The 19,723-nt window shown below is 67.8% G+C and carries 19 protein-coding genes; 12 read left to right on the top strand and 7 right to left on the bottom strand.

Features of this window, described 5'->3' with window-relative positions:
- Positions 1-3 precede the first annotated feature (3 nt).
- The 6 genes from ACMUOO_RS01355 (at position 4) to ACMUOO_RS01330 (ending at position 8,114) form a co-directional block, all read left to right on the top strand.
- Positions 4-1,041, top strand: a complete 1,038-nt coding sequence (locus ACMUOO_RS01355; protein ID WP_301919387.1) for a TRAP transporter substrate-binding protein — start codon at positions 4-6, stop codon at positions 1,039-1,041.
- A gap of 122 nt (positions 1,042-1,163) precedes the next feature.
- The gene (locus tag ACMUOO_RS01350; protein ID WP_301919388.1) at positions 1,164-2,528 is read left to right on the top strand and encodes a glutamine synthetase family protein; all 1,365 of its coding nucleotides are present in this window, start codon (positions 1,164-1,166) and stop codon (positions 2,526-2,528) included.
- Positions 2,529-2,566: 38 nt separating this feature from the next.
- Positions 2,567-3,955, top strand: a complete 1,389-nt coding sequence (locus tag ACMUOO_RS01345; RefSeq protein ID WP_301919389.1) for an aldehyde dehydrogenase family protein — start codon at positions 2,567-2,569, stop codon at positions 3,953-3,955.
- The gene (locus tag ACMUOO_RS01340; protein ID WP_301919390.1) at positions 3,952-5,100 is read left to right on the top strand and encodes an iron-containing alcohol dehydrogenase; all 1,149 of its coding nucleotides are present in this window, start codon (positions 3,952-3,954) and stop codon (positions 5,098-5,100) included. Before ACMUOO_RS01345 ends, ACMUOO_RS01340 begins: the two co-directional genes overlap by 4 nt.
- Positions 5,101-5,280: 180 nt before the next feature.
- Entirely contained in the window at positions 5,281-7,389 is a 2,109-nt protein-coding gene (locus ACMUOO_RS01335) for a YjbH domain-containing protein (protein ID WP_301919391.1), read from the top strand.
- Positions 7,386-8,114: a YjbF family lipoprotein gene (locus ACMUOO_RS01330; protein WP_301919392.1), complete on the top strand. Its 729-nt coding sequence runs from the start codon at positions 7,386-7,388 to the stop codon at positions 8,112-8,114. The genes ACMUOO_RS01335 and ACMUOO_RS01330 overlap by 4 nt, the downstream gene beginning before the upstream one ends.
- Before the next feature lie 110 nt (positions 8,115-8,224).
- Here the strand turns inward: ACMUOO_RS01330 and ACMUOO_RS01325 are convergent, their stop codons facing one another.
- Both ACMUOO_RS01325 and ACMUOO_RS01320 read right to left on the bottom strand, forming a co-directional pair.
- Complete coding sequence (locus tag ACMUOO_RS01325) at positions 8,225-8,425, bottom strand: hypothetical protein (RefSeq protein WP_367891212.1); 201 nt, start codon at positions 8,423-8,425, stop codon at positions 8,225-8,227.
- 153 nt (positions 8,426-8,578) lie between these two features.
- Complete coding sequence (locus tag ACMUOO_RS01320; protein ID WP_301919393.1) at positions 8,579-9,214, bottom strand: CAP domain-containing protein; 636 nt, start codon at positions 9,212-9,214, stop codon at positions 8,579-8,581.
- 164 nt (positions 9,215-9,378) lie between these two features.
- On the opposite strand from ACMUOO_RS01320, the gene ACMUOO_RS01315 reads away from it, so the two are divergent.
- On the top strand, positions 9,379-10,683 hold the full coding sequence (locus tag ACMUOO_RS01315) for a UDP-glucose dehydrogenase family protein (protein WP_301919394.1): 1,305 nt from the start codon (positions 9,379-9,381) through the stop codon (positions 10,681-10,683).
- Position 10,684: 1 nt separating this feature from the next.
- Here ACMUOO_RS01315 and ACMUOO_RS01310 read toward each other — a convergent pair whose 3' ends face one another.
- The 4 genes from ACMUOO_RS01310 to ACMUOO_RS01295 are packed head-to-tail and all read right to left on the bottom strand — an operon-like array spanning position 10,685 to position 14,330.
- The gene (locus tag ACMUOO_RS01310) at positions 10,685-12,193 is read right to left on the bottom strand and encodes a malonate--CoA ligase (RefSeq protein ID WP_301919395.1); all 1,509 of its coding nucleotides are present in this window, start codon (positions 12,191-12,193) and stop codon (positions 10,685-10,687) included.
- A gap of 55 nt (positions 12,194-12,248) precedes the next feature.
- A complete protein-coding gene (locus ACMUOO_RS01305; protein WP_413854769.1) occupies positions 12,249-13,034 on the bottom strand; it encodes an iron chelate uptake ABC transporter family permease subunit in 786 nt (261 codons plus the stop codon).
- A complete protein-coding gene (locus tag ACMUOO_RS01300; RefSeq protein WP_301919396.1) occupies positions 13,027-13,830 on the bottom strand; it encodes an ATP-binding cassette domain-containing protein in 804 nt (267 codons plus the stop codon). Before ACMUOO_RS01300 ends, ACMUOO_RS01305 begins: the two co-directional genes overlap by 8 nt.
- Positions 13,827-14,330, bottom strand: coding sequence for a transcriptional repressor (locus ACMUOO_RS01295; RefSeq protein ID WP_301919397.1), 504 nt, complete (start codon positions 14,328-14,330; stop codon positions 13,827-13,829). The genes ACMUOO_RS01300 and ACMUOO_RS01295 overlap by 4 nt, the downstream gene beginning before the upstream one ends.
- A 75-nt stretch (positions 14,331-14,405) precedes the next feature.
- On the opposite strand from ACMUOO_RS01295, the gene ACMUOO_RS01290 reads away from it, so the two are divergent.
- Genes ACMUOO_RS01290 through ACMUOO_RS01280 form a run of 3 tightly spaced genes read left to right on the top strand, consistent with a single transcriptional unit; the run spans position 14,406 to position 16,949 of the window.
- Positions 14,406-15,323 carry a zinc ABC transporter substrate-binding protein gene (locus ACMUOO_RS01290; RefSeq protein WP_301919398.1) on the top strand — a complete coding sequence of 306 codons (918 nt, stop codon included), beginning with the start codon at positions 14,406-14,408 and terminating at the stop codon, positions 15,321-15,323.
- A 55-nt stretch (positions 15,324-15,378) separates the two neighbouring features.
- Positions 15,379-16,374 (top strand): aldose epimerase family protein, encoded by a 996-nt coding sequence (locus tag ACMUOO_RS01285; RefSeq protein WP_301919399.1) that lies wholly within the window; start codon positions 15,379-15,381, stop codon positions 16,372-16,374.
- Between the two features lie 50 nt (positions 16,375-16,424).
- The gene (locus ACMUOO_RS01280; protein ID WP_301919400.1) at positions 16,425-16,949 is read left to right on the top strand and encodes a GbsR/MarR family transcriptional regulator; all 525 of its coding nucleotides are present in this window, start codon (positions 16,425-16,427) and stop codon (positions 16,947-16,949) included.
- Between the two features lie 28 nt (positions 16,950-16,977).
- On the opposite strand, the gene ACMUOO_RS01275 is transcribed toward ACMUOO_RS01280, so the two are convergent.
- Complete coding sequence (locus tag ACMUOO_RS01275) at positions 16,978-17,745, bottom strand: DUF1013 domain-containing protein (protein WP_301919401.1); 768 nt, start codon at positions 17,743-17,745, stop codon at positions 16,978-16,980.
- A 124-nt stretch (positions 17,746-17,869) separates the two neighbouring features.
- Here ACMUOO_RS01275 and ACMUOO_RS01270 point away from each other — a divergent pair, with 124 nt between their 5' ends.
- Positions 17,870-18,499, top strand: a complete 630-nt coding sequence (locus tag ACMUOO_RS01270; RefSeq protein WP_301919402.1) for a ribonuclease T2 — start codon at positions 17,870-17,872, stop codon at positions 18,497-18,499.
- Complete coding sequence (locus ACMUOO_RS01265) at positions 18,496-19,647, top strand: DSD1 family PLP-dependent enzyme (RefSeq protein WP_301919403.1); 1,152 nt, start codon at positions 18,496-18,498, stop codon at positions 19,645-19,647. The genes ACMUOO_RS01270 and ACMUOO_RS01265 overlap by 4 nt, the downstream gene beginning before the upstream one ends.
- Positions 19,648-19,723 lie beyond the last annotated feature (76 nt).

Here is a 19,723-nt window from a genome sequence, read left to right as displayed (position 1 = left end):
GAGATGACGACAAGACGCAAGTTCCTGACCTCTGGCGCGCTTGCCGCGGGCGCCACGCTGGCCGCGCCGGCGACGTTGCGCGCGCAGGACACGATCAAGTGGAGGCTCCAGACCTACGCGGGTGCGGCGCTCGGCGCGCAGGTCATCCAGCCGGCCATCGAGGCCTTCAACACCATCGCGCAGGGCCAGATGGAGATCGAGCTCTACTTCTCCGACCAGCTCGTGCCGACGGCAGAGCTTTTCCGGGCGATGCAGAACGGCACCATCGACGCGGTGCAGTCGGACGACGATTCGATGGCCTCGCCGACCGAGGTCACGGTCTTCGGCGGCTACTTCCCGCTCGCGCTGCGCTACTCGCTCGACGTGCCCGCGCTCTTCAACCACTACGGTCTCGACGAGATATGGAAGGAAGAATACGCCAAGGTCGGCATCCAGCACATCTCGGCGGGGTCGTGGGACCCCTGCCACTTCTCGATGAAGGACCCGGTGACGAAGCTCGCCGACCTCAACGGCAAGCGCGTCTTCACCTTCCCGACCGCCGGACGTTTCCTCGCCCAGTTCGGCGTGGTCCCGGTCACGCTTCCGTGGGAGGACATCGAGATCGCGCTGCAGACAGGCGAACTGGACGGCGTGGCCTGGTCCGGCATCACCGAAGTCTATACTGCGTCCTGGGCAAAGCAGGCGCCGAATTTCCTGACCAACAACATCTCCGGCGCCTGGATCGGCCATTTCTTCGCCAACCAGGAACGCTGGAACGCGGTGCCGCCGCACCTGCAGCTTCTGATGAAGACCTGTTTCGAGCAGTCGCACTACTACCGCCAGCACTGGTACTGGGCGGGCGAGGCGAAGCTGCGCGTCGAGGGCGCCGATACCAAGCTCACCTCCATCCCGGACGAGGAATGGGCGACGGTCGAAGAGGCCGCGCGGAAATTCTGGGAAGAGATCGCGGCCGAAAGCGAGACCAAGGCCAAGGTCGTCGCCATCATCGAGAAGTACAACGAGAACATGGTCAAGGCCGGGCGGCCTTACCGTTACACATGACAACCAGAAGGGGCGGCGGGCATTCCGCCGCCCCTTTCCTTTCGCAGAAAATTTGATCAAATACCGGATCGACAGGGTGGGGCCCGAATCCGGGCCCGAAAAGACGAGCGAGGAGAGGCGAAATGCCCGCAAACCTGACCTTCGACGCGCTGAAGAAGGCCGTCGCCGCTGGCGAGATCGACACCGTCCTCGTGGCCATCGTGGACATGCAGGGCCGCCTCATGGGCAAACGCTTCGTTGCCCAGCACTTCGTGGACAGCGGGTGGGAGGAGACGCATTGCTGCAACTACCTCCTCGCCGTCGACGTCGAGATGTTCACGGTTCCGGGCTACAAGTCGGCCGGCTGGGAAAAGGGCTACGGCGACTATGTGGTGAAGCCGGACCTCGCCACGCTGCGCCGCGTCCCCTGGCTTGCGGGCACGGCGCTCTGCATGGCCGACCTTCTCGACCATCACACGCATGAGGAGGTCGCCGTCAGCCCCCGCGCGATCCTGAAGCGCCAGGTCGCCCGCGCCAAGGCGATGGGCTTTGACGCCATGATGGCGACGGAGCTGGAATTTTACCTCTTCGAGGAAAGCTTCGACGCGCTGCACGACCGCGACTACCAGAACCTCCGCACGCTCGGCCGCCACAACGCCGATTACGCGATCTTCGGCACCAGCAAGGAAGAAGCGGTGATGCGGGCGATCCGCAACGGCCTCTGGGCCGCCGGCATCCCGATCGAGTGCTCGAAGGGCGAGGCCGAGGCCGGGCAGGAAGAGGTGAACGCGAAGTATTCCGACGCGCTCGACACCTGCGACATGCACGCCATCATCAAGAACGGCGTGAAGGAGATCGCCCATGCCCAGGGCCGGGCCGCGACCTTCATGGCGAAATACGACCACCGCCGCGCGGGCTCGTCGAGCCACGTCCACCAGTCGCTGTGGAAGGGGGGCAAGCCCGCCTTCCGCGACGAGAAGGACCCGCACGGGATGTCCGCGCTGATGAAGCACTACATTGCCGGACAACTGGCCTACGCGCGCGAGATCACGCCGCTCCTCGCGCCCTACATCAACAGCTACAAGCGTTTCGTCGTCGGCATGTTCGCGCCCACCAAGGCCGTCTGGTCGCTCGACAACCGCACGGCGGGCTTCCGCGTCTGCGGCGAGGGGACGAAGGCGGTCCGAGTCGAATGCCGCATCGGCGGCGCCGACCTCAACCCCTACATGGCCTGCGCCGGGCTTCTGGCGGCGGGACTCGCCGGGATCGAGCAGAAGCTGGAACTGGAGCCCGCGATCGCCGGCGACATCTACCACGCCCGGCGCGTAAGGGAGATCCCCCATACGCTCGGCGAGGCGGCGGCGCTGATGAGCAAGTCGAAGATGCTCCGCGCCGCCTTCGGCGAGGACGTGGTGGACCATTACGTCCATGCCGCGGAGTGGGAAGTCAGCGAACACAACCGCGTCGTGACCGACTGGGAAGTGAAACGGGGATTCGAGCGGCTGTAAGGCCGTGACAGGCGCGCAAGGCGCCAAGTGAGGACCAGATGACGAAGATGATCCAGTGTATCTCGCCCGTGGACGGGCGGGTCTATGCCGAGCGGCCGCCGCTTTCGCCGGAGGCGGCGGCTTCGGTCGTGGCGCGGGCGAAGGCGGCGCAGCCCGCCTGGGCGGCCCGGACGCTCGACGAGCGCATCCGGCTCGTGAAGGACGGCGTGGCCCGGCTCAATGCCGACAAGGAGCGGATCGTCGAGGAACTGGCCTGGCAGATGGGCCGCCCGACCCGCTTCGGCGGCGAGTTCGGCGGGCTGAACGAACGCACGAACTACATGGCCGGCATCGCCGCCGAGGCGCTGGCGCCGATGCTGGTTGAGGAGACCGACCGCTTCGCCCGCCGGATCGAATTCGCGCCCCATGGGCTCGTCTTCGTCGTCGCGCCCTGGAACTACCCCTACATGACCGCGATGAACACGGTCGTCCCCGCGCTCATCGCCGGCAACGCGGTGATCCTGAAGCACGCGAGCCAGACGCTCCTTGTTGGCGAACGCATCGCCGAGGCGCTGCATGCCGCGGGCGTGCCGCAGGACGTGTTCCAGAACGTCGTCCTCGACCACGCCGGGACAGAGAAACTCATTGCCGATCGCTCCTTCGGCTTCGTGAACTTCACCGGCTCGGTCGGCGGCGGCCAGGCGATCGAACGGGCCGCGGCAGGCACATTCACGGCACTGGGGCTGGAGCTTGGCGGCAAGGACCCCGGCTACGTCATGGAGGATGCCGATCTCGACTGGGCGGTCGATGTGCTCATGGATGGCGCGATGTATAACGCCGGCCAGTGCTGCTGCGGGATCGAGCGCATATACGTCAACCACAAGCTCTTCGACGCGTTCGTCGAGAAATCGGTGAAGTGGGTGAACGCCCTGAAGCTCGGCAACCCCTTCGAAGCCGACACCACGCTCGGCCCCATGGCCAACCGCCGCTTCGCCGACACGGTCCGCGCCCAGACCGCCGAGGCCGTTGCTGCTGGCGCCAGGCCGCTGATCGAGCGGCAGAACTTCCCGGCCGATGACGGCGGAGCCTACCTCATGCCGCAGATCCTGGTGAACGTCGATCACTCCATGCGGGTGATGACCGAGGAAAGCTTTGGCCCCGTCGTCGGCATCATGCCCGTGAAGGACGACGCAGAGGCGCTCAGGCTGATGAACGACAGCCCCTACGGGCTGACCGCGAGCCTCTGGACCCAGGACCCTGACCGCGCCTGGGCGCTGGCCCGGCAGATCGAAACGGGCACCGTCTTCATGAACCGCGCCGACTACCTCGATCCGGCGATCTGCTGGACCGGCTGCAAGGACACCGGCCGTGGCGTCGGCCTGTCGAAGCTTGGCTACCAGTCCGTCACCCGTCCCCGCTCCTACCACTTCCGCAAGGTGAAACCATGACCGTGCCCACCGCCAATTGGTCCTATCCGACCGCCGTGAAATTCGGCCCCGGCCGCATCCGCGAGCTTGCCGACCACTGCAAGGCGGTCGGCATGAAGAAGCCGCTTCTTGTCACCGACAAGGCGCTGGCCCCGCTGCCCATCACGGCAGAGGCGACGGGCATCCTCGATGCCGCCGGCCTTGGCCGCGCGGTCTTTTCCGAGGTGGACCCGAACCCGAACGAGATGAACATGGAAGCCGGGCTGAAGGTCTACCGCGCCGGGGGGCATGACGGCGTCGTCTGCTTCGGCGGCGGCTCGGCCTTGGACCTCGGCAAGATGATCGCGCTGATGGTCGATCAGAAGGTCAGCGTCTGGGACCTTGAGGATATTGGCGACTGGTGGACGCGGGCGGACGCATCGAAGATCGCGCCCATCGTAGCAGTGCCCACGACCGCTGGAACCGGGTCCGAAGTCGGCCGCGCCGGGGTGCTGACGAATTCCGCCACCCACAAGAAGAAGATCATCTTCCACCCGAAGCTCTTGCCCTCGGTCACGATCTGCGACCCGGAACTGACGGTGGGGATGCCCCGGTTCATCACGGCGGGCACCGGGATGGACGCGCTCGCCCATTGCCTCGAAGCCTTTTCGAGCCCCTTCTACCACCCGATGAGCCAGGGTATCGCGCTCGAGGGGATGCGGCTCGTGTTCGAGAACCTGCCGAAGGTCTACGACAACCCGAACGACCTGGAAGCCCGCGCCCACATGATGAGCGCGGCGGCGATGGGGGCTGTGGCCTTCCAGAAGGGCCTCGGTGCGATCCACTCGCTTTCTCACCCGGTCGGCGCGGTTTACGGCACGCACCACGGCACGACGAATGCCGTCGTCATGCCCATGGTGATGGAGTTCAACCGTAAGGCCATCGAAGACCGGATCGAGAAGGCCGCCGCCTACATCGGCTTCGGGGGGGGCTTTGCCGGCTTCCACGATCAGGTCATGGAGCTGCGGGCGAAACTGGGCATCCCGGAGAGCCTCTCGGCCATGGGCGTGCAGTTCGGCGACCTCGACATGCTGACCGAAATGGCGCTGGAGGACCCGTCATGCGGCGGTAATCCGGTAGCGATGACGCGGGAGAACACCCGCGCACTTTTCGACGCCTGCATGTGATCTGCGCGAGCCGCGGGGCGGTCTCACCGTCCCGCGGCACCAAGCGTTGCATTAATGACCGCCAGGCGGCGAAGCATCGCCCGCCGAGTGGGCGGATTTGCCTTAGCCCCTCGCAGCCGCCGGTGATCCGTGTATAGTGTCGGCAAACAAAGGCGCCGCAACAAGAAGACGGAGAGCAGGGTGCGGGGACAGAAGATCGCAGGCATCGGCCTCACCACTGTGGCCGCGCTTGGAGCCTTGGTAGCCTATGCCGAGCCGACACTCGCGCCCAGCCCGGGGACCTTCGGCCTGCCCGGGCTCATCGACATGCCGACGGCCGAAAGCAACCCCGAAGGGATCATCACGGCGAGTGTCTTCCGCTTTCCCGGCGCGCTCAGGATTACGGCCACATTCCAGGTTACGGACCGGCTTGGCGGCGCCTTCCGCTATTCGCGGGTGCCGGGCATCTTCACCAACGGGACTGCGCTCTACGACCGTTCCTTCGACGTCCAGTACCGTGTGCTCGACGAGAAGGGCTGGCGTCCGGCGCTCGCCATCGGCCTGCGCGACTTCATCGGGACCGGTGTCTATTCTGGCGAATACGTCGTCGCGTCGAAGACGATAACGCCGCGTCTCAGGGCAACGGCCGGTCTTGGCTGGGGCCGTCTCGGCAGCCATGGCGACATCGCAAGCCCCTTCGGTTCGCGCCCGGTGCTTGACATCGGCGAGGGCGGCAAGGCCAACACGGACCAGTTCTTCCGTGGCCCGGTATCGCCCTTCTTCGGCCTTGCCTGGGCGGCGACCGACAAGCTGACGCTGAAGGCGGAATATTCCTCGGATGCCTACGACCGCGAAACGACGGCGGGCACGTTCTCCCGGGATTCCTCGGTCAACCTCGGCTTCGAGTATCGCTTCAACAAGTCGGCGAGCCTGACGGGATACTACCTCTACGGCTCGGAAGTCGGGCTCCAGTTCAACCTGACCGTCGATCCGCGCCGCGCGCCCGCGCCGAGCGGGCTGGAGTCGGCACCGCTGCCGGTCCGGCCGCGCCCCGCGCCGTCGGCTGATCCTGCGGCATGGGCGACGGACTGGACGGCCGACCCCGAGGTGCACCCCGGCGTGCAGTCCGCGCTGGCCAAGGCGTTGGCCAAGGACGGGCAGGTCCTGGAAAGCATGGCGCTTTCGGCGACACGGGTGGAAGTGCGCATCCGCAACCAGAAATACCTCTCCCAGCCGCAGGCGGTGGGTCGCGTCGCGCGGGCCCTGACCCGAGCCCTGCCGCCCTCGGTCGAGACATTCGTCATCACCTCGATGGCGAGCGGGATGCCGACATCCTCCGTGACGCTGCGGCGAAGCGACATCGAGCGGCTGGAGAGCGAAGGCTCGGTGGAAATCCTGCGGACGGCGGAGTTCACCGATCCGTTGACCGGGCCGAACACCGGCCTTGTGCCGACTCCGGGCACCTACCCGCGCTTTGTCTGGTCCCTCTCGCCTTATGGCGAGGCAAGCGTGTTCGATCCCGACGATCCGGTCAGGGCCGATTTCGGCGTGCAACTCGCCGGGCGCTACGAGTTCGCGCCCGGGCTGATCCTGTCGGGCAGCCTGCGCAAGAAGATCGTAGGCAATCTGGACGAATCGACGCGCGTCTCGGACTCGACGGTCTATCACGTCCGTTCCGACCTCGTGGAGTATCAGAAGCAGGGTGACCCGGGCATCCACGACCTGACGCTCGCCTGGTATGCCCGGCCCGCCCCCAATCTCTACAGCCGAGTGAGCGTGGGCCTCCTCGAACGCATGTACGGCGGCGTCTCGGGCGAGGTGCTCTGGAAGCCGGTGGACGGTCGGCTCGCGCTCGGGGCCGAGGTCAACTACGTGAAGCAGCGCGACTTCGACACGCTCTTCTCCTTCCGCGACTACGACGTGGCGACCGGCCATGTCTCCGCCTACTACGACTTCGGCAAGGGCTTCCTCGGCCAGGTCGATGTGGGCCGCTATCTTCTCGGCGACTGGGGCGCGACCTTCACGCTCGACCGAGAATTCGCGAACGGATGGAAGGTCGGCGCCTACGCGACCTTCACCGACCTTTCCGAAGCCGACTTCGGCGAGGGCTCCTTCGACAAGGGTGTGCGCCTGACGATCCCCGTCAGCTGGACGACCGGCAAGCCTTCCGTCAACAAGGTGACGACGGTGATCAAGCCGCTGAACCGCGACGGCGGCGCGCGGCTCGACGTCGACGGAAGGCTCTACGAGACGGTCCGCAGCACCCACCAGGGCGACATGCAAATCCAGTGGGGGAGGTTCTGGCGGTGACATCCCAGGCCGCGCCCGCCGGGCGCACGCTCCGCCGTGCCGCCTTCGTCGGCGCCGGTCTCGCGGCGCTGTTCCTCGCAGGCTGCGGCACGGATACCTCGAAGACCGAGGGGACGAAGATCGCTGTCGGCGTGGTCAAGGGCATGACGGCAAGACTGTCGCCGAAGCGGTCCGCGGGGCCGGCGACCGTGCCTGACCCGGAAAAGCTCGCCGCTTCGGCCATGACATCCTTCAAGGGGCCGCTGATCCTGGCGCAGATCGAGAAGGCCGGGCTGTTGACAGCGCTGGGTGAGACCGGACGCAACGGCGCGGTGCGGACCTTCGCCACGCCGAACGAACAGACTCTCGTCCTGCGCAACGGCCTGCTCACCGCCACGCGCGGACTCGGCGACGATCTGATGTCGGCGAAAACGGGCGCGGCGGAAGGGTTGATCCTGCGCCGCCAGACCGGCACGGCCGATCGCATCTACCGCTATCTCGACGGCGAGGGGATCGAACGCCCCCTTCCCATGACATGTACTGTCACGACGGGGCCCGCAAAGTCCTTCGACTTCGCGGGGCGCCATTACGACACGAAGCAGGTGGATGAATCCTGCCAGGCGACATCCACGGCGCTGACCGTCAGCAACAGCTACTGGGTCACCGCCGACGGCACCGTGGCGCTGTCACGGCAGTGGATTGGCCCGGCACTCGGCCATGTTACGATCCAGCTCGTCCGGCCCTGAGACATGTTCGGGATCGAAGGCGCGGCTCAGGGTCATCCCCGCCCGCAATGACGAAGGCCGGGCGCACAGCACCCGGCCTTCGCCTGGATTATCAAACTTCGGTCCCGAGATCAGGAGTCCGACGAAGCCGCCGCGATGACGCCCAGCAGCAGCAGCGCCGGAACGATCAGGCCCGCGTTCGACGAGCTCGCGCCGGTTTCCACGGCAACCGGCTCGGCTTCCACGACGGGGGCCGAGTAGCCGCCGGCGAACGCCGCGCCGGCCGAAATGGTCATGACCGCAGCGAGGGTCGCAATTTTCTTCATGTTCATTCTCCGCTCTTAGCCTTCAAGAGCCGCCACTCGCGGCAGCATCCTGTGGCAGGAGAGCATAAACCTGCACGAAATCAAAGCAGTTTTCAGCGTTGCTGCGGCGCGGCTACGATAGTGTTGCAAATACGCCCGTGGCCCTGCCACCTGCGTGCGTCAGCCCGCAAAGCTCTGCGAAACGTAATAATTTCCGCAGTATGGCGCCTTGCCATCGAAACCGATCCCCGAGCCGACCCGCGTCACCTTGCGGTCGAGGATGTTCCGGCGATGATCCGCCGAAGCCATCCAGTAGGCGACAATCGTACGCGCCAGAGTTGAATAGGAGTGGGGTGGAATCACCTGACCATCGCCGCCGAGAAAGCCGCAGGAGGCCGCGTCGGCGATCCGGAAGGATTTGCCGTCTATCTGGAAGCGCGCGATCTGGCCGATGTTCTCGGACCCTGCGCGGAACCTGACACCGGAGGCTCTTATCCGCGCGAGGGTTGTCGCCTGCCCTGGCGTCTGGGACTGGTGCGACAGCACCCGGGCACTGGCCATCCACTTCGCGTGTCGGCCCGCGACCTTTCGCAGGCCCTGCGCGTCCGAGAGCGCGGGCAGTCCGGCCTTGCAACGGTGGTAGTTGAGTTCTGCCAGTATCGCGGCATCGACCACTGCCTGGTCGATGCGCGCCTCCGGTCGGATCGGGGCTTCCGCGCCCGCAACCGTCGCGCGCGAACATGCATCGGCCGCACCCACGAGTGTCACGCCGGCGAGGAACCCGGCGGCAACGAGTTTGATGGTGCGCGCGATCATTCCCGGACCCCGAACCGAACGACGACAAGTCACGACATTTCGCGCGACTGTGCACGAAACCACGGCATTTCAGGGGCAGGATTGCGCCGAATTACGGCTGAGGCGTTGACAGGCGGGTTGGGATGGGTCCTTCTCCAGCCCGAGTATTGGTCGGGGGCTGTTTCATGAAGATCGCGATGATCGGCACGGGCTACGTAGGGCTCGTCTCGGGCGTCTGCTTCTCCGATTTCGGGCACGAGGTCGTCTGCGTCGACAAGGACCCGCGCAAGATCGACATGCTGAATGCGGGACAGGTGCCGATCTATGAACCCGGTCTCGATGTCCTGATGGCGAAGAACGTCGCCGCCGGACGTCTTTCCTTCACCGGCAATCTGGCTTCGGCCGTCGATGGCGCCGATGCGGTCTTCATCGCCGTGGGCACGCCAACGCGCCGCGGCGACGGCCATGCCGACCTGACCTACGTGATGGCGGCCGCGGAGGAGATCGCCCGCGCCCTGACGGATTACGCCGTCGTGGTGACGAAATCGACGGTCCCGGTCGGCACCAATGCCGCGGTGCGCGCGGTGATCGAACGGACCGCGCCCGGCAAGGAGTTCGACGTCGCCTCGAACCCGGAGTTCCTGCGTGAAGGCGCGGCGATCGACGACTTCATGCGGCCCGACCGCGTCGTCGTCGGCGTTACCTCCGAGCGGGCGAGAAAGGTCATGGGCGAGGTCTACCGGCCGCTCTTCCTGCGCGACTTCCCGATCCTCTACACGGATCTGGAGACGGCCGAGCTGATCAAGTATGCCGCCAACGCCTTCCTCGCGACGAAGATCACCTTCATCAACGAAATCGCCCGGCTCTGCGAAAAGGTCGGCGCCGATGTGAAGCAGGTGTCGAAGGGCATCGGCCTCGACGGCCGGATCGGCAACAAGTTCCTGCACGCCGGCCCAGGCTACGGCGGGTCGTGCTTCCCGAAGGACACCTCGGCCCTTGCCCGCATCGGCCAGGAACACGCCGCGCCGATGCAGATCGTCGAAACAGTCATCAAGGTCAACGACGAGATCAAGCGGCGCATGGTCGACAAGGTGATGGACCTCTGCGGCGGCTCTGTGAACGGCAAGACGATCGCCGTGCTCGGCGTCACCTTCAAGCCCAACACCGACGACATGCGCGACGCCCCCGCGCTTACCATCGTGCCCGCACTCGTCGGCAACGGCGCGAAGCTGCGCGTGGTCGATCCGCAGGGCCGGCGCGAGGGCGAGCATCTCCTGCCGGGCGTCACCTGGATGGATGACGCCTATGCAGCGGCGGCGGGGGCGGACGCCGTCGTCATCCTGACCGAATGGAACGAGTTCCGTGCGCTCGACCTGTCCCGCATGGCGAAGGCGATGACCCACGCCCGGATGGCCGACCTCAGGAACGTCTATTCGCCGAAGGACGCCGCCGAGGCCGGGTTCGAGGCCTACACCGGCGTCGGCCGGTGAGTCAGGAGGCGAAGATGTCCCGGAACTCCTCGCGCAAGACCGTCTTCTGCACCTTGCCCATCGTGTTGCGCGGCAGGCTGGCGCGGAAGGCCACGACCTTCGGCTGCTTGAACTTCGCCAATGTCTCGGACAGCGACGCCCGGATCGCGGCCTCATCCAGCGGGGCGCCGGCCTCCGGCACGACGACTGCCACGACACCCTCGCCGAAATCGGGGTGCGGAGCGCCGATCACCGCACTTTCCAGAACGCCGGGCAGCGCGTCGATGGCAAGCTCCACCTCCTTCGGATAGACGTTGAAGCCGCCGGTGATGACCAGGTCCTTGCCCCGGCCGACGATGGACACATAGCCGTCTGCGTCCACGAAGCCCAGGTCGCCGGTAATGAAGAACCCGTCCGAACGCAGTTCCTCGGCGGTCTTTTCCGGCATGTTCCAATAGCCCTTGAAGACGTTGGGGCCCCGCACTTCGATGGTGCCGATCTCACCCCGCGGCAGTTCGCGCCCCGCCGGGTCGCAGACCTTCAGTTCCACCCCCGGCAGGGGCAGGCCGACGGTGCCTGCGCGCCGGTCGCCGTCGCAGGGGTTCGAGGTGTTCATGTTGGTCTCGGTCATGCCGTAGCGTTCGAGGATGCGGTGCCCGGTGCGGGCCTCCCACTGGCGGTGGGTCTCGGCCAGCAAGGGCGCCGAGCCAGAAATGAAGAGACGGACCTTGGCGGCCAGGTCACGGGTCAGGCGCGGGTCCTCAAGCAACCGCGTGTAGAAGGTCGGCACCCCCATCATCGCGGTCGCCTCGGCCAGATGGCGGATCACCTGATCGGCGTCGAACTTCGGCAGGAAGATCATCGGACAGCCGGCGAGAAGCGCCACGTTGGTGGCAACGAAAAGCCCGTGCGTGTGGAAGATCGGCAGCGCGTGAAGGAGCACGTCGCGATCCGTGAAGCGCCAGACGTCCACCAGAACCTCGGCGTTCGACAAGAGGTTCGCATGGCTCATCATCGCGCCCTTCGACCTGCCCGTCGTGCCGGAGGTGTAGAGGAGCGCGGCAAGGTCATCGGCCGCCCGCTCGGCCACCGGCCCCGGCGCGGCGGCGCGCGCAGCTTCGGCGAAGCTGCCGCTTCCGTCGGCGTTCAGCGTGGCAAGGCGCGCGCCCGCCGCCGCGGCCACCGGGGCGAGGGCGGTTTCAGTCCGCCCATCGCATAGCAGGAGCCGCGCGCCCGCGTCAGCGACGAAGTAGCTGATCTCGGCCGGCGTGTAGGCGGTATTGAGCGGCAGGAAGACGATCCCCGCCCGGATCGCCCCGGCGATCACCGCCAGCATGTCGGGGCTCTTCTCCAGTTGCAGCGCCACCCGGTCGCCAGATTCGAGCCCTGCCCCCAGAAGGGCGGACGCATAGCGCGCGGCCATGGCGCCGAAACCGCCGTGGCTGAGCCGCGACCCGTCCGGAAGGATCAGGAAGTCTGCCGTGCTCCCCTCGTGCCGTCCGAAGAGCGCGTCGTAGAGATGATTGGCCATTCTGTCCCCCGGGGGTCTTCCACCCGGCCGGAATATCGCTGTCGCGGCCGGGAATCTAGCGGGCGCGGAAGGGGATCAGGCTCAGGCCGAAAAGGCCGGCGGCGGCGGCGACGATCGAGGGTCCCGCGGGCGTGTCGAGGAAAAGCGACAGCGAGAGCCCCGCCACCACCGAAACCGCGCCCACCGCCACCGCCCAGACCGCCATCGCCTCCGGCGTGCGGGCAAGCGCGCGGGCGGCGGCGGCGGGGATGATCAGCAGGGCGGCGATCAGGAGTGCGCCGACGATCTTCAGCGCCACCGCGACGACGAGCGCAAGCGCGAGCGTCAGGGTGAGCTTCTCCCGCCGCGGGTCGATACCGGCCGCCTGTGCCAGTTCTTCGTTCACTGTCGCGGTCAGAAGCGCATCCCACCGCCAGACGAGGAGCGCCAGCACCGCGACCGAACCGCCCCAGATCCAGAGGAGGTCTCCCATCCCCACGGTCAGCACGTCGCCGAAGAGCCAGGAGGAAAGGTCGGAGCGGACGTTCGGCAGGAACGACACGGCGACGAGCCCGAAGGCCAGCGCCGAATGGGCCAGGACGCCGAGCGCGGTGTCCGCCCCCCTTCCCCGGTTGCTGAGCACGGTGACGGCAAGCGCCATCAGGAGCGCCACCACCGTCGTCCCGGCCGCGACCGGCATGCCGGACGCCAGCGCCAGCGCCACGCCAAGAATGGCCGCATGGGCGGTCGCATCGCCCATGTAGGCCATCCGCCGCCAGACGACGAAGGCACCGAGGGGACCGGCCGCCAGCATCAGGCCGATGCCGGCGAGCCCCGCCATGATCAGGAAGCTGTCAGGCATCCTCGTCCTCGTGCCGGTGCGCGTCGCCCTGCGCATGACCATGGTCGTGGTTGTGGCCATGGGGATGATCGTGGGCATCGGTGGTACCATCATGCGCATGGTCGTGGACATGGCGATAGAGCGCGAAGGCCCCGCCAGTCCCCGCCCCGAAGAGTGCGCGGTATGCCGGCGCCGCCGAGACGACGCTCGGCGTCCCCTCGCAGCACACATGACCGTTGAGGCAGACGACGCGGTCCGACGCGCTCATGACGACGTGAAGGTCATGGCTGACCATCAGCACCGCGACGCCCGTCTCCCGCCGCACCTCCTCGATGAGCCGGTAGAAGGCCGCCGTCCCCGGCTGGTCAAGGCCCTGCGTCGGCTCGTCGAGGATGAGTATCTCGGGCCGCGCCAGAAGCGCGCGGGCAAGCAGCACCCGCTGCAATTGTCCACCCGAGAGCGACGCGACCTGCCGGTCCTCAAGCCCCGGAACGCCGGTCCGGTCGAGCGCGCGCGCCGCCGCGTCCCCGCCCACGCGCCCCGGCAGCGAGAGAAACCGCGCCACCGTCATCGGCAACGCGGCGTCGAGATGCAGCCGCTGCGGAACATAGCCGATGCCGAGGCCCGGGCGCCGCACGACCGTCCCTGACACCAACTGCTCGAGTCCGATCAGCGCGCGGACGAGTGTGGACTTTCCCGACCCGTTCGGGCCCACGATGGTCACGATCTCGCCGGCCGAAATGGCGAAATCGACGTTCTCCAGTACCGCCTGCGCGCCATGACGGATGCAAAGCCGGCTGGCCTCTACGAGCTTCATTCCGTGCTCTCCGCGCAGGCGGGACAGAGCCCGAGCGCCTCGACGTTCATCCGCTCCACCGTGAAACCGATCCCTTGCGCGACCTCCGCCAGGGCATCGCGTACCGTCTCGGCCGGCGCCTCCGCGACAGCGTCACAGGCGCGGCAGATGAAGAACACCGGGCTGTGTGTCTCGCCGGGGTGCATGCAGGCGGCAAAGGCGTTGAGCCGGCGGATGCGGTGGGCAAGCCCCTGTTCGACGAGAAAATCGAGCGCCCGGTAGGCCACCGGCGGCTGGTTGCCGAAGCCTTCCTCCGCCAGACGCTCCAGCACCTCGTAGGCGCCGAGCGCCCGGTGGGAATGCAGCAGGATTTCCAGCGTCCGGCGCCGGACCGGTGTCAGCCGCGCACCCGCGGCCGCGCTCACGGCCTCTGCCCGCGCCAGCACCCCGCCGGCGCAGAGCGCATGATCATGGTCCGCGAAGGCCGTCGCGGGGTCGACCCGCGGTTCTGTGTCAGGCAAGGCAAGGTCCCCTTGACATGTTATGATATTACATACGATATCTCCGAGACCCGGACAAGAGCCAAGGAGTTTCCGATGCCATCCATGCTGCGCCTGGCGGCCGCGGCCGCGCTGGCGGCCATTCCCGCGAGCGCCGATGTGCCGCAGGTTGTGGCCGACACGCCAGTGGTCCACTCGCTCGTCGCGATGGTGATGGGCGATCTCGGCGGGCCGGCGCTCCTGCTCGGCCAGGGCGCGGATGCGCATGACTTCCAGCTCCGGCCGTCCCAGTTGCGCGCGGTCAAGTCGGCCCGGCTCGTCGTCTGGATCGGGCCGGAGATGACGCCGTGGCTCGACCATGCGCTCGCGAGCGGGCACGCGGGGCAGGACCTCGCCCTTCTCGGCCTGCCGGGAACGTTCCTGATCGACTACGACGACGGCACCGCGGATCCGGCGGGAAGCCATGATCACGGCGAAGCCCACGACCACGGCGACACCGACCCGCATGCCTGGCTCGATCCGGCCAACGCCGCGCTCTGGGTGGGCGCAATCGCCGGAAAGCTGGCCGCGCTCGACCCCGGGAATGAAGGCACCTACCGCGCCAATGCCGCGGCGGCGCGGGACCGCATCGCGGCGCTGGACGCCGCGCTCACCGCGCGCCTTGCGCCGACGCCGGGCAAGGGACTGGTCTTTGGCCATGCCGCCTACGGCTATTTCACGGGCCACTATGGGCTTGCCGTCGCAGGCAGCCTTGCCGAGGGCGACGCGGCCGATCCCGGCGCAGCCCATGTCGCGGAGCTGCGCGCCCGTGCCGAGGCGGGCGAGGTCGCCTGCGCCTTCCCCGAGGCCGGGCATGATCCGCGCGCGATCGAGAGCCTCGTCGCCGGCACGCCCGCCCGACTCGGCGCGCCCCTCGATCCGGAGGGCCGGGCGGCCGAACCGGGGCCGGGGCTCTACCTCGCCGTCCTGGACGGCATCGGCACCGCCATCGCCGACTGTCTCGCAGGGGATTGACGGCGGCCGTGCGGGCGCGACCATGCCGCCAGCGGGCGGACGGGGGAGGGCAGCGATGATCGAGGCGGGCAGGATGGCGGACGGGCGCGCCGTCCATGCACTCCACCTCACCGGCGGGGGTCTGAGCCTCCGCCTGCTGACCCTCGGCGCGACGGTTCAGGACCTCCGGCTAGCCGGCGTGGACTGGCCGCTCGTTCTCGGCGCGGCGGACCCCGCGGATTACGCAGGCCCGCTTCTCTACGCCGGCGCCATCGTCGGACCGGTCGCCAACCGCATCGCCGGGGCGCGGGCCTTCATCGCCGGCCGCCTCTGCCACTTCGAGGCGAACGAGGGCCGCACGCTCCTGCACTCCGGCGCGCGCGGCCTTCACGCCCGGATCTGGGCGGTCGAGGACGCCGGGCCGGACCATGCCACGCTCCGCGCAGACCTCGCCGACGGCGAGGGCGGATTTCCCGGCAACCGGACGATCCGGGCGCGCTTCCGGCTAGCGTCACCGGCCACGCTGACCCTGGACCTGACCGCGACGAGCGACGTCATGACGATCGTGAACCTCGCGCACCACGGTTACTGGAACCTCGACGGCAGCGCCGATACCGGCGGCCACCGCCTTGCGGTCGCCGCCGACCGATACCTCGCGGTCGATGCCGCGATGATCCCCACGGGCCCGCCGCTCTCCGTCGCAGGCACCTCGTACGACTTCCGCGCGGCCCTGCAATTGTCCGGCGCGCCGCCCCTCGACCACAACTTCTGCCTCGCCTCCGCCCGCCGCGACCTGACCGAAGTGGCGACGATGACGGGGTCATCGGGCGTCCGGCTCAGCATCGCGACGACCGAACCGGGGCTTCAGGTCTATGACGGGCGGCATCTCGCGGTCGCCGCCGGCGGCGGACTCGACGGCCGCGCCTACGGCCCGCGCGCGGGCATGGCCTTCGAACCGCAGGTCTGGCCGGACGCGCCGAACCGGCCGGACTTCCCGCCGGCGGTGCTCGGACCGGGCGAGAGCTATCGCCAGACGACCCGCTTCCGGCTCGACCGCGTGCGGACGCCTTGACGGAGCGGCGATTTTCGCGAGGCTGGAACAACCCTTCGCGAAAGAGCACCATGGCCGCCACCCAAGCCTTTCCCGAAATCGTCGCCGAACTGGGAGCGCTCTGCGGCATCTCGCGCCCCGCCGGGCAGTGCTTCGCGGCGATCTGGCGCGCGGCCCAGCCGCCCTGCGCCGACGACCTGACCCAGGCGCTCGGCCTGTCCCGGTCGAATGTTTCGACGGCGCTGAAGGAACTGCGCGAATGGGGCCTGATCGCGCGGGCCCGCGCGCCGGCCGACCGCAAGGACTATTTCACCGCGCCGCCCGACCCCTGGGAAATCATCCGCCTCCTTGTCGGCGGGCGGCAGCGCCGCGCGGTCGCGCCGCTCCTGGACCGGCTGCTCGCGGCCGAATCCGCATCCGGCGATGCCCGCATCGCGGCGCTGCATGAGGTACTCGCCACCGTGTCGGCACGGATGGAGGCAATTGCGGCGCTGGACGCCGCAAGGCTTGCGGATGTTTTCGAGGCCGATCCCGGCGGGGAGACCGCGACCGACCGGGTGCCGGGCAAGAAGAAGAAAAAGAAGAAGAAGGCCTAGCTAGGACCCACGGACTGCCACCCTGCGGTCAGCGCCGGCCCCGCCCCTCGTCCTCGTCATCCTCGTCATCGCCGTGCGGCAGGTTGAAGAAGCTCTCCGCATCCGAATAGTCGGCCGGGTTCTTCTCTTCCTCTTCCTGTGCGCGCGAGAAGGAGAAGTTCTCCAGCCCGGCGATGGAAGAGGGAATCTTCGGCTCGGTGGACATGCCGAGCGACTGCTCGGTCGAGACGAGCTTGCGGCGTTCGTCATCCGACATCACCGCGCCGTCGCCCGCCTTCTTCTTCGCCGCCTTCTGCACCGCCGCGTCAAGCTCGGTCTGCCGGCATAGGCCGAGCGCCACCGGATCGATCGGCGTGATGTTCGAGATGTTCCAGTGCGTCCGGTCGCGGATCGAGGCGATCGTGGGCTTCGTCGTGCCGACGAGCTTGGCAATCTGCGAATCGGCAAGCTCTGGGTGGAACTTCACCAGCCACAGGATCGCCGCCGGCCGGTCCTGCCGCTTGGAAAGCGGCGTGTAGCGCGGGCCTCGGCGCTTTTCCTCGCCCAGAGCGGCCGGGTTGTGCTTCAGCTTCAGCCGGTAGAGCGGATCGGCCTGCCCCTTCTCGATCTCGCCAGGTTCGAGCTGGTTGTTGGCGATCGGGTCGAAGCCCTTCACGCCAGTTGCAACGTCACCGTCGGCGATGCCCTGCACCTCAAGCTCGTGCATGCCGCAGAAATCGGCGATCTGCTTGAAGCTCAGCGTCGTGTTGTCCACCAGCCAGACGGCCGTGGCCTTGGCCATGAGCGGTTTCGTCATCGGGCTTCTCCTTTACAAATCTCTCCCGAGCCGGGAAAACGGCTGCGACCCTCGGGCCGCGGTTCCTCGTTTTCGGGGAATTGCGGCGCTATATAGTCGCTCTGCCCCCCGGAGAAAAGAGAAAATGCGCGCCCTCGCCCTCCTCCTTCTCAGCGCCCTGCCCGCCTCGGCCGAAGGCGAGCGGGCCGGGGTGTTCGATTATTACGTCCTGTCGCTTTCGTGGTCGCCGACCTTCTGCGCCCTTGATGGCGATGCCCGGGGAGAAGACCAGTGCGATCCCCGCCATGACTTCGGCTTCACGCTCCACGGTCTCTGGCCGCAGTACGAGTTCGGCTGGCCGAGCTACTGCAGGACGGGCGCACGCGATGCCACGCGGGCGGAAACGCGCGCAATGGCCGACATCATGGGCTCCGCCGGGCTTGCCTGGTACGAATGGAAGAAGCACGGCCGCTGTTCCGGCCTATCGGCCGCAGACTATTTCGAGACGTCGCGGCAGGCCTACGAAGGCATCGTCATCCCGGATGTCTTCCGCGCGCTTCGGCAAGACGTGACGCTGCCCGCGTCCGTCGTCGAAGAGGCCTTCGTCGAGGCCAACCCCGGCCTCGATGCGGCGATGATCACGATCACCTGCGACGCGGGACGGATCGAGGAGGCAAGGATCTGCCTCACCAAGGAACTCGCCCCCCGGCCCTGCGGGCTCGACGCCGCGCGCGACTGCCGGATGCGCGATGCGCTCATGGAGGCAGTGCGATGACGGACCGCCTCGACGATCTGGAGGTCGGCTACGACATTCCGGCGCGGCCCGGCATGGCAGAGGCCGAGGTGCAGACGCCCTGCCTCGTGCTCGACCTCGACGCGCTCGACCGCAACCTCGCGAAGATGGCGGCGGCGGCGCGGGCGGCCGGGCTCAGGCTCAGGCCGCATGGGAAGATGCACCGCTCGGCCGACGTGGGGCGCCTGCAGGTGAACCACGGGGCCGTCGGCCTCTGCGCACAGAAGGTGAGCGAAGCAGAGGCCTTCGTACGCGGTGGCATCGCCGACGTTCTGGTGACAAACGAGGTCCGGAACCCGGCGAAGATCGACCGGCTCGCCCGGTTGCCGCTGCTCGGGGCGCGGGTAGGGGTCTGCGTCGATGACCTCGCGAATGTGGCCGAGCTTTCCGCCGCCGCCGCACGCCATGGCACAGGACTCGACGTCTACGTCGAACTCGACTGTGGCGGTGCCCGTTGCGGCGCGCCGGACGCAGGCGTGGCCGTGATGCTCGCCCGCGCGGTCGCCGAGGCACCGTGCCTCACATACGCGGGGCTTCATGCCTATCATGGCGGGATGCAGCACATCGAAGCGCCGGAAGACCGCCGCCGCGCGGCCGAGACCGCGTTTGCCCGCGTCCGCGAGGCCATTGCTGCGCTGACCGCGGCGGGGCTTGCGCCGACGGTCGTCACCGGCGCCGGCACCGGATCCTGGCCGCTGGAGGCCGGTTCGGGACTTTACACGGAACTGCAATGCGGATCCTACGCCTTCATGGATGCGGACTACGCGCGCATCCGCGGCGAGGGGAACGCTCGGCTCGACGGTGAGTGGGAGCACGCTCTTTTCGTGCTCACCGAGGTGATGAGCACCCCGGTCCCCGGCCGCGCGGTCTGCGATGCGGGTCTGAAGGCCCATGCGACCGACAGCGGCCTGCCGCGGGTCGCGGGGAGGGCGGACCTGACCTATGCCTCGGCCTCGGACGAACACGGCGTGATCGACGATGCCGGTCACACGCTGAAACCGGGCGACCGCCTGCGCCTGATCCCCGGTCATTGCGACCCGACATGCAACCTTCACGACTGGTATGTGGGCCTGCGCGGCGGCCGTGTCGAATGCCTCTGGCCTGTCACCGCCCGCGGCCGGGGATACTGAACGGCCGGGAATTCGGGCGTATCGGGTACATTTTCGGCATTTTCAATCGCTTGCATGCGGCTAGGATCGGCGCGGA

The organism is Albidovulum sp., assembly GCF_041919395.1.
GTDB lineage: Bacteria > Pseudomonadota > Alphaproteobacteria > Rhodobacterales > Rhodobacteraceae > Albidovulum.
This window is presented reverse-complemented; position numbering and strand designations above follow the sequence as displayed.

What these genes read in the sequence shown, in the direction of transcription:
- ACMUOO_RS01315 (WP_301919394.1), top strand. Translation starts at nt 9,379, where the DNA reads ATGAAGATCGCGATGATCGGCACGGGCTACGTAGGGCTCGTCTCGGGC.
- ACMUOO_RS01290 (WP_301919398.1), top strand. Translation starts at nt 14,406, where the DNA reads ATGCCATCCATGCTGCGCCTGGCGGCCGCGGCCGCGCTGGCGGCCATT.
- ACMUOO_RS01280 (WP_301919400.1), top strand. Translation starts at nt 16,425, where the DNA reads ATGGCCGCCACCCAAGCCTTTCCCGAAATCGTCGCCGAACTGGGAGCG.
- ACMUOO_RS01350 (WP_301919388.1), top strand. Translation starts at nt 1,164, where the DNA reads ATGCCCGCAAACCTGACCTTCGACGCGCTGAAGAAGGCCGTCGCCGCT.
- ACMUOO_RS01270 (WP_301919402.1), top strand. Translation starts at nt 17,870, where the DNA reads ATGCGCGCCCTCGCCCTCCTCCTTCTCAGCGCCCTGCCCGCCTCGGCC.
- ACMUOO_RS01345 (WP_301919389.1), top strand. Translation starts at nt 2,567, where the DNA reads ATGACGAAGATGATCCAGTGTATCTCGCCCGTGGACGGGCGGGTCTAT.
- ACMUOO_RS01355 (WP_301919387.1), top strand. Translation starts at nt 4, where the DNA reads ATGACGACAAGACGCAAGTTCCTGACCTCTGGCGCGCTTGCCGCGGGC.
- ACMUOO_RS01300 (WP_301919396.1), bottom strand. Translation starts at nt 13,830, where the DNA reads ATGAAGCTCGTAGAGGCCAGCCGGCTTTGCATCCGTCATGGCGCGCAG.
- ACMUOO_RS01340 (WP_301919390.1), top strand. Translation starts at nt 3,952, where the DNA reads ATGACCGTGCCCACCGCCAATTGGTCCTATCCGACCGCCGTGAAATTC.
- ACMUOO_RS01305 (WP_413854769.1), bottom strand. Translation starts at nt 13,034, where the DNA reads ATGCCTGACAGCTTCCTGATCATGGCGGGGCTCGCCGGCATCGGCCTG.
- ACMUOO_RS01320 (WP_301919393.1), bottom strand. Translation starts at nt 9,214, where the DNA reads ATGATCGCGCGCACCATCAAACTCGTTGCCGCCGGGTTCCTCGCCGGC.
- ACMUOO_RS01285 (WP_301919399.1), top strand. Translation starts at nt 15,379, where the DNA reads ATGATCGAGGCGGGCAGGATGGCGGACGGGCGCGCCGTCCATGCACTC.
- ACMUOO_RS01265 (WP_301919403.1), top strand. Translation starts at nt 18,496, where the DNA reads ATGACGGACCGCCTCGACGATCTGGAGGTCGGCTACGACATTCCGGCG.
- ACMUOO_RS01310 (WP_301919395.1), bottom strand. Translation starts at nt 12,193, where the DNA reads ATGGCCAATCATCTCTACGACGCGCTCTTCGGACGGCACGAGGGGAGC.
- ACMUOO_RS01325 (WP_367891212.1), bottom strand. Translation starts at nt 8,425, where the DNA reads ATGAACATGAAGAAAATTGCGACCCTCGCTGCGGTCATGACCATTTCG.
- ACMUOO_RS01275 (WP_301919401.1), bottom strand. Translation starts at nt 17,745, where the DNA reads ATGACGAAACCGCTCATGGCCAAGGCCACGGCCGTCTGGCTGGTGGAC.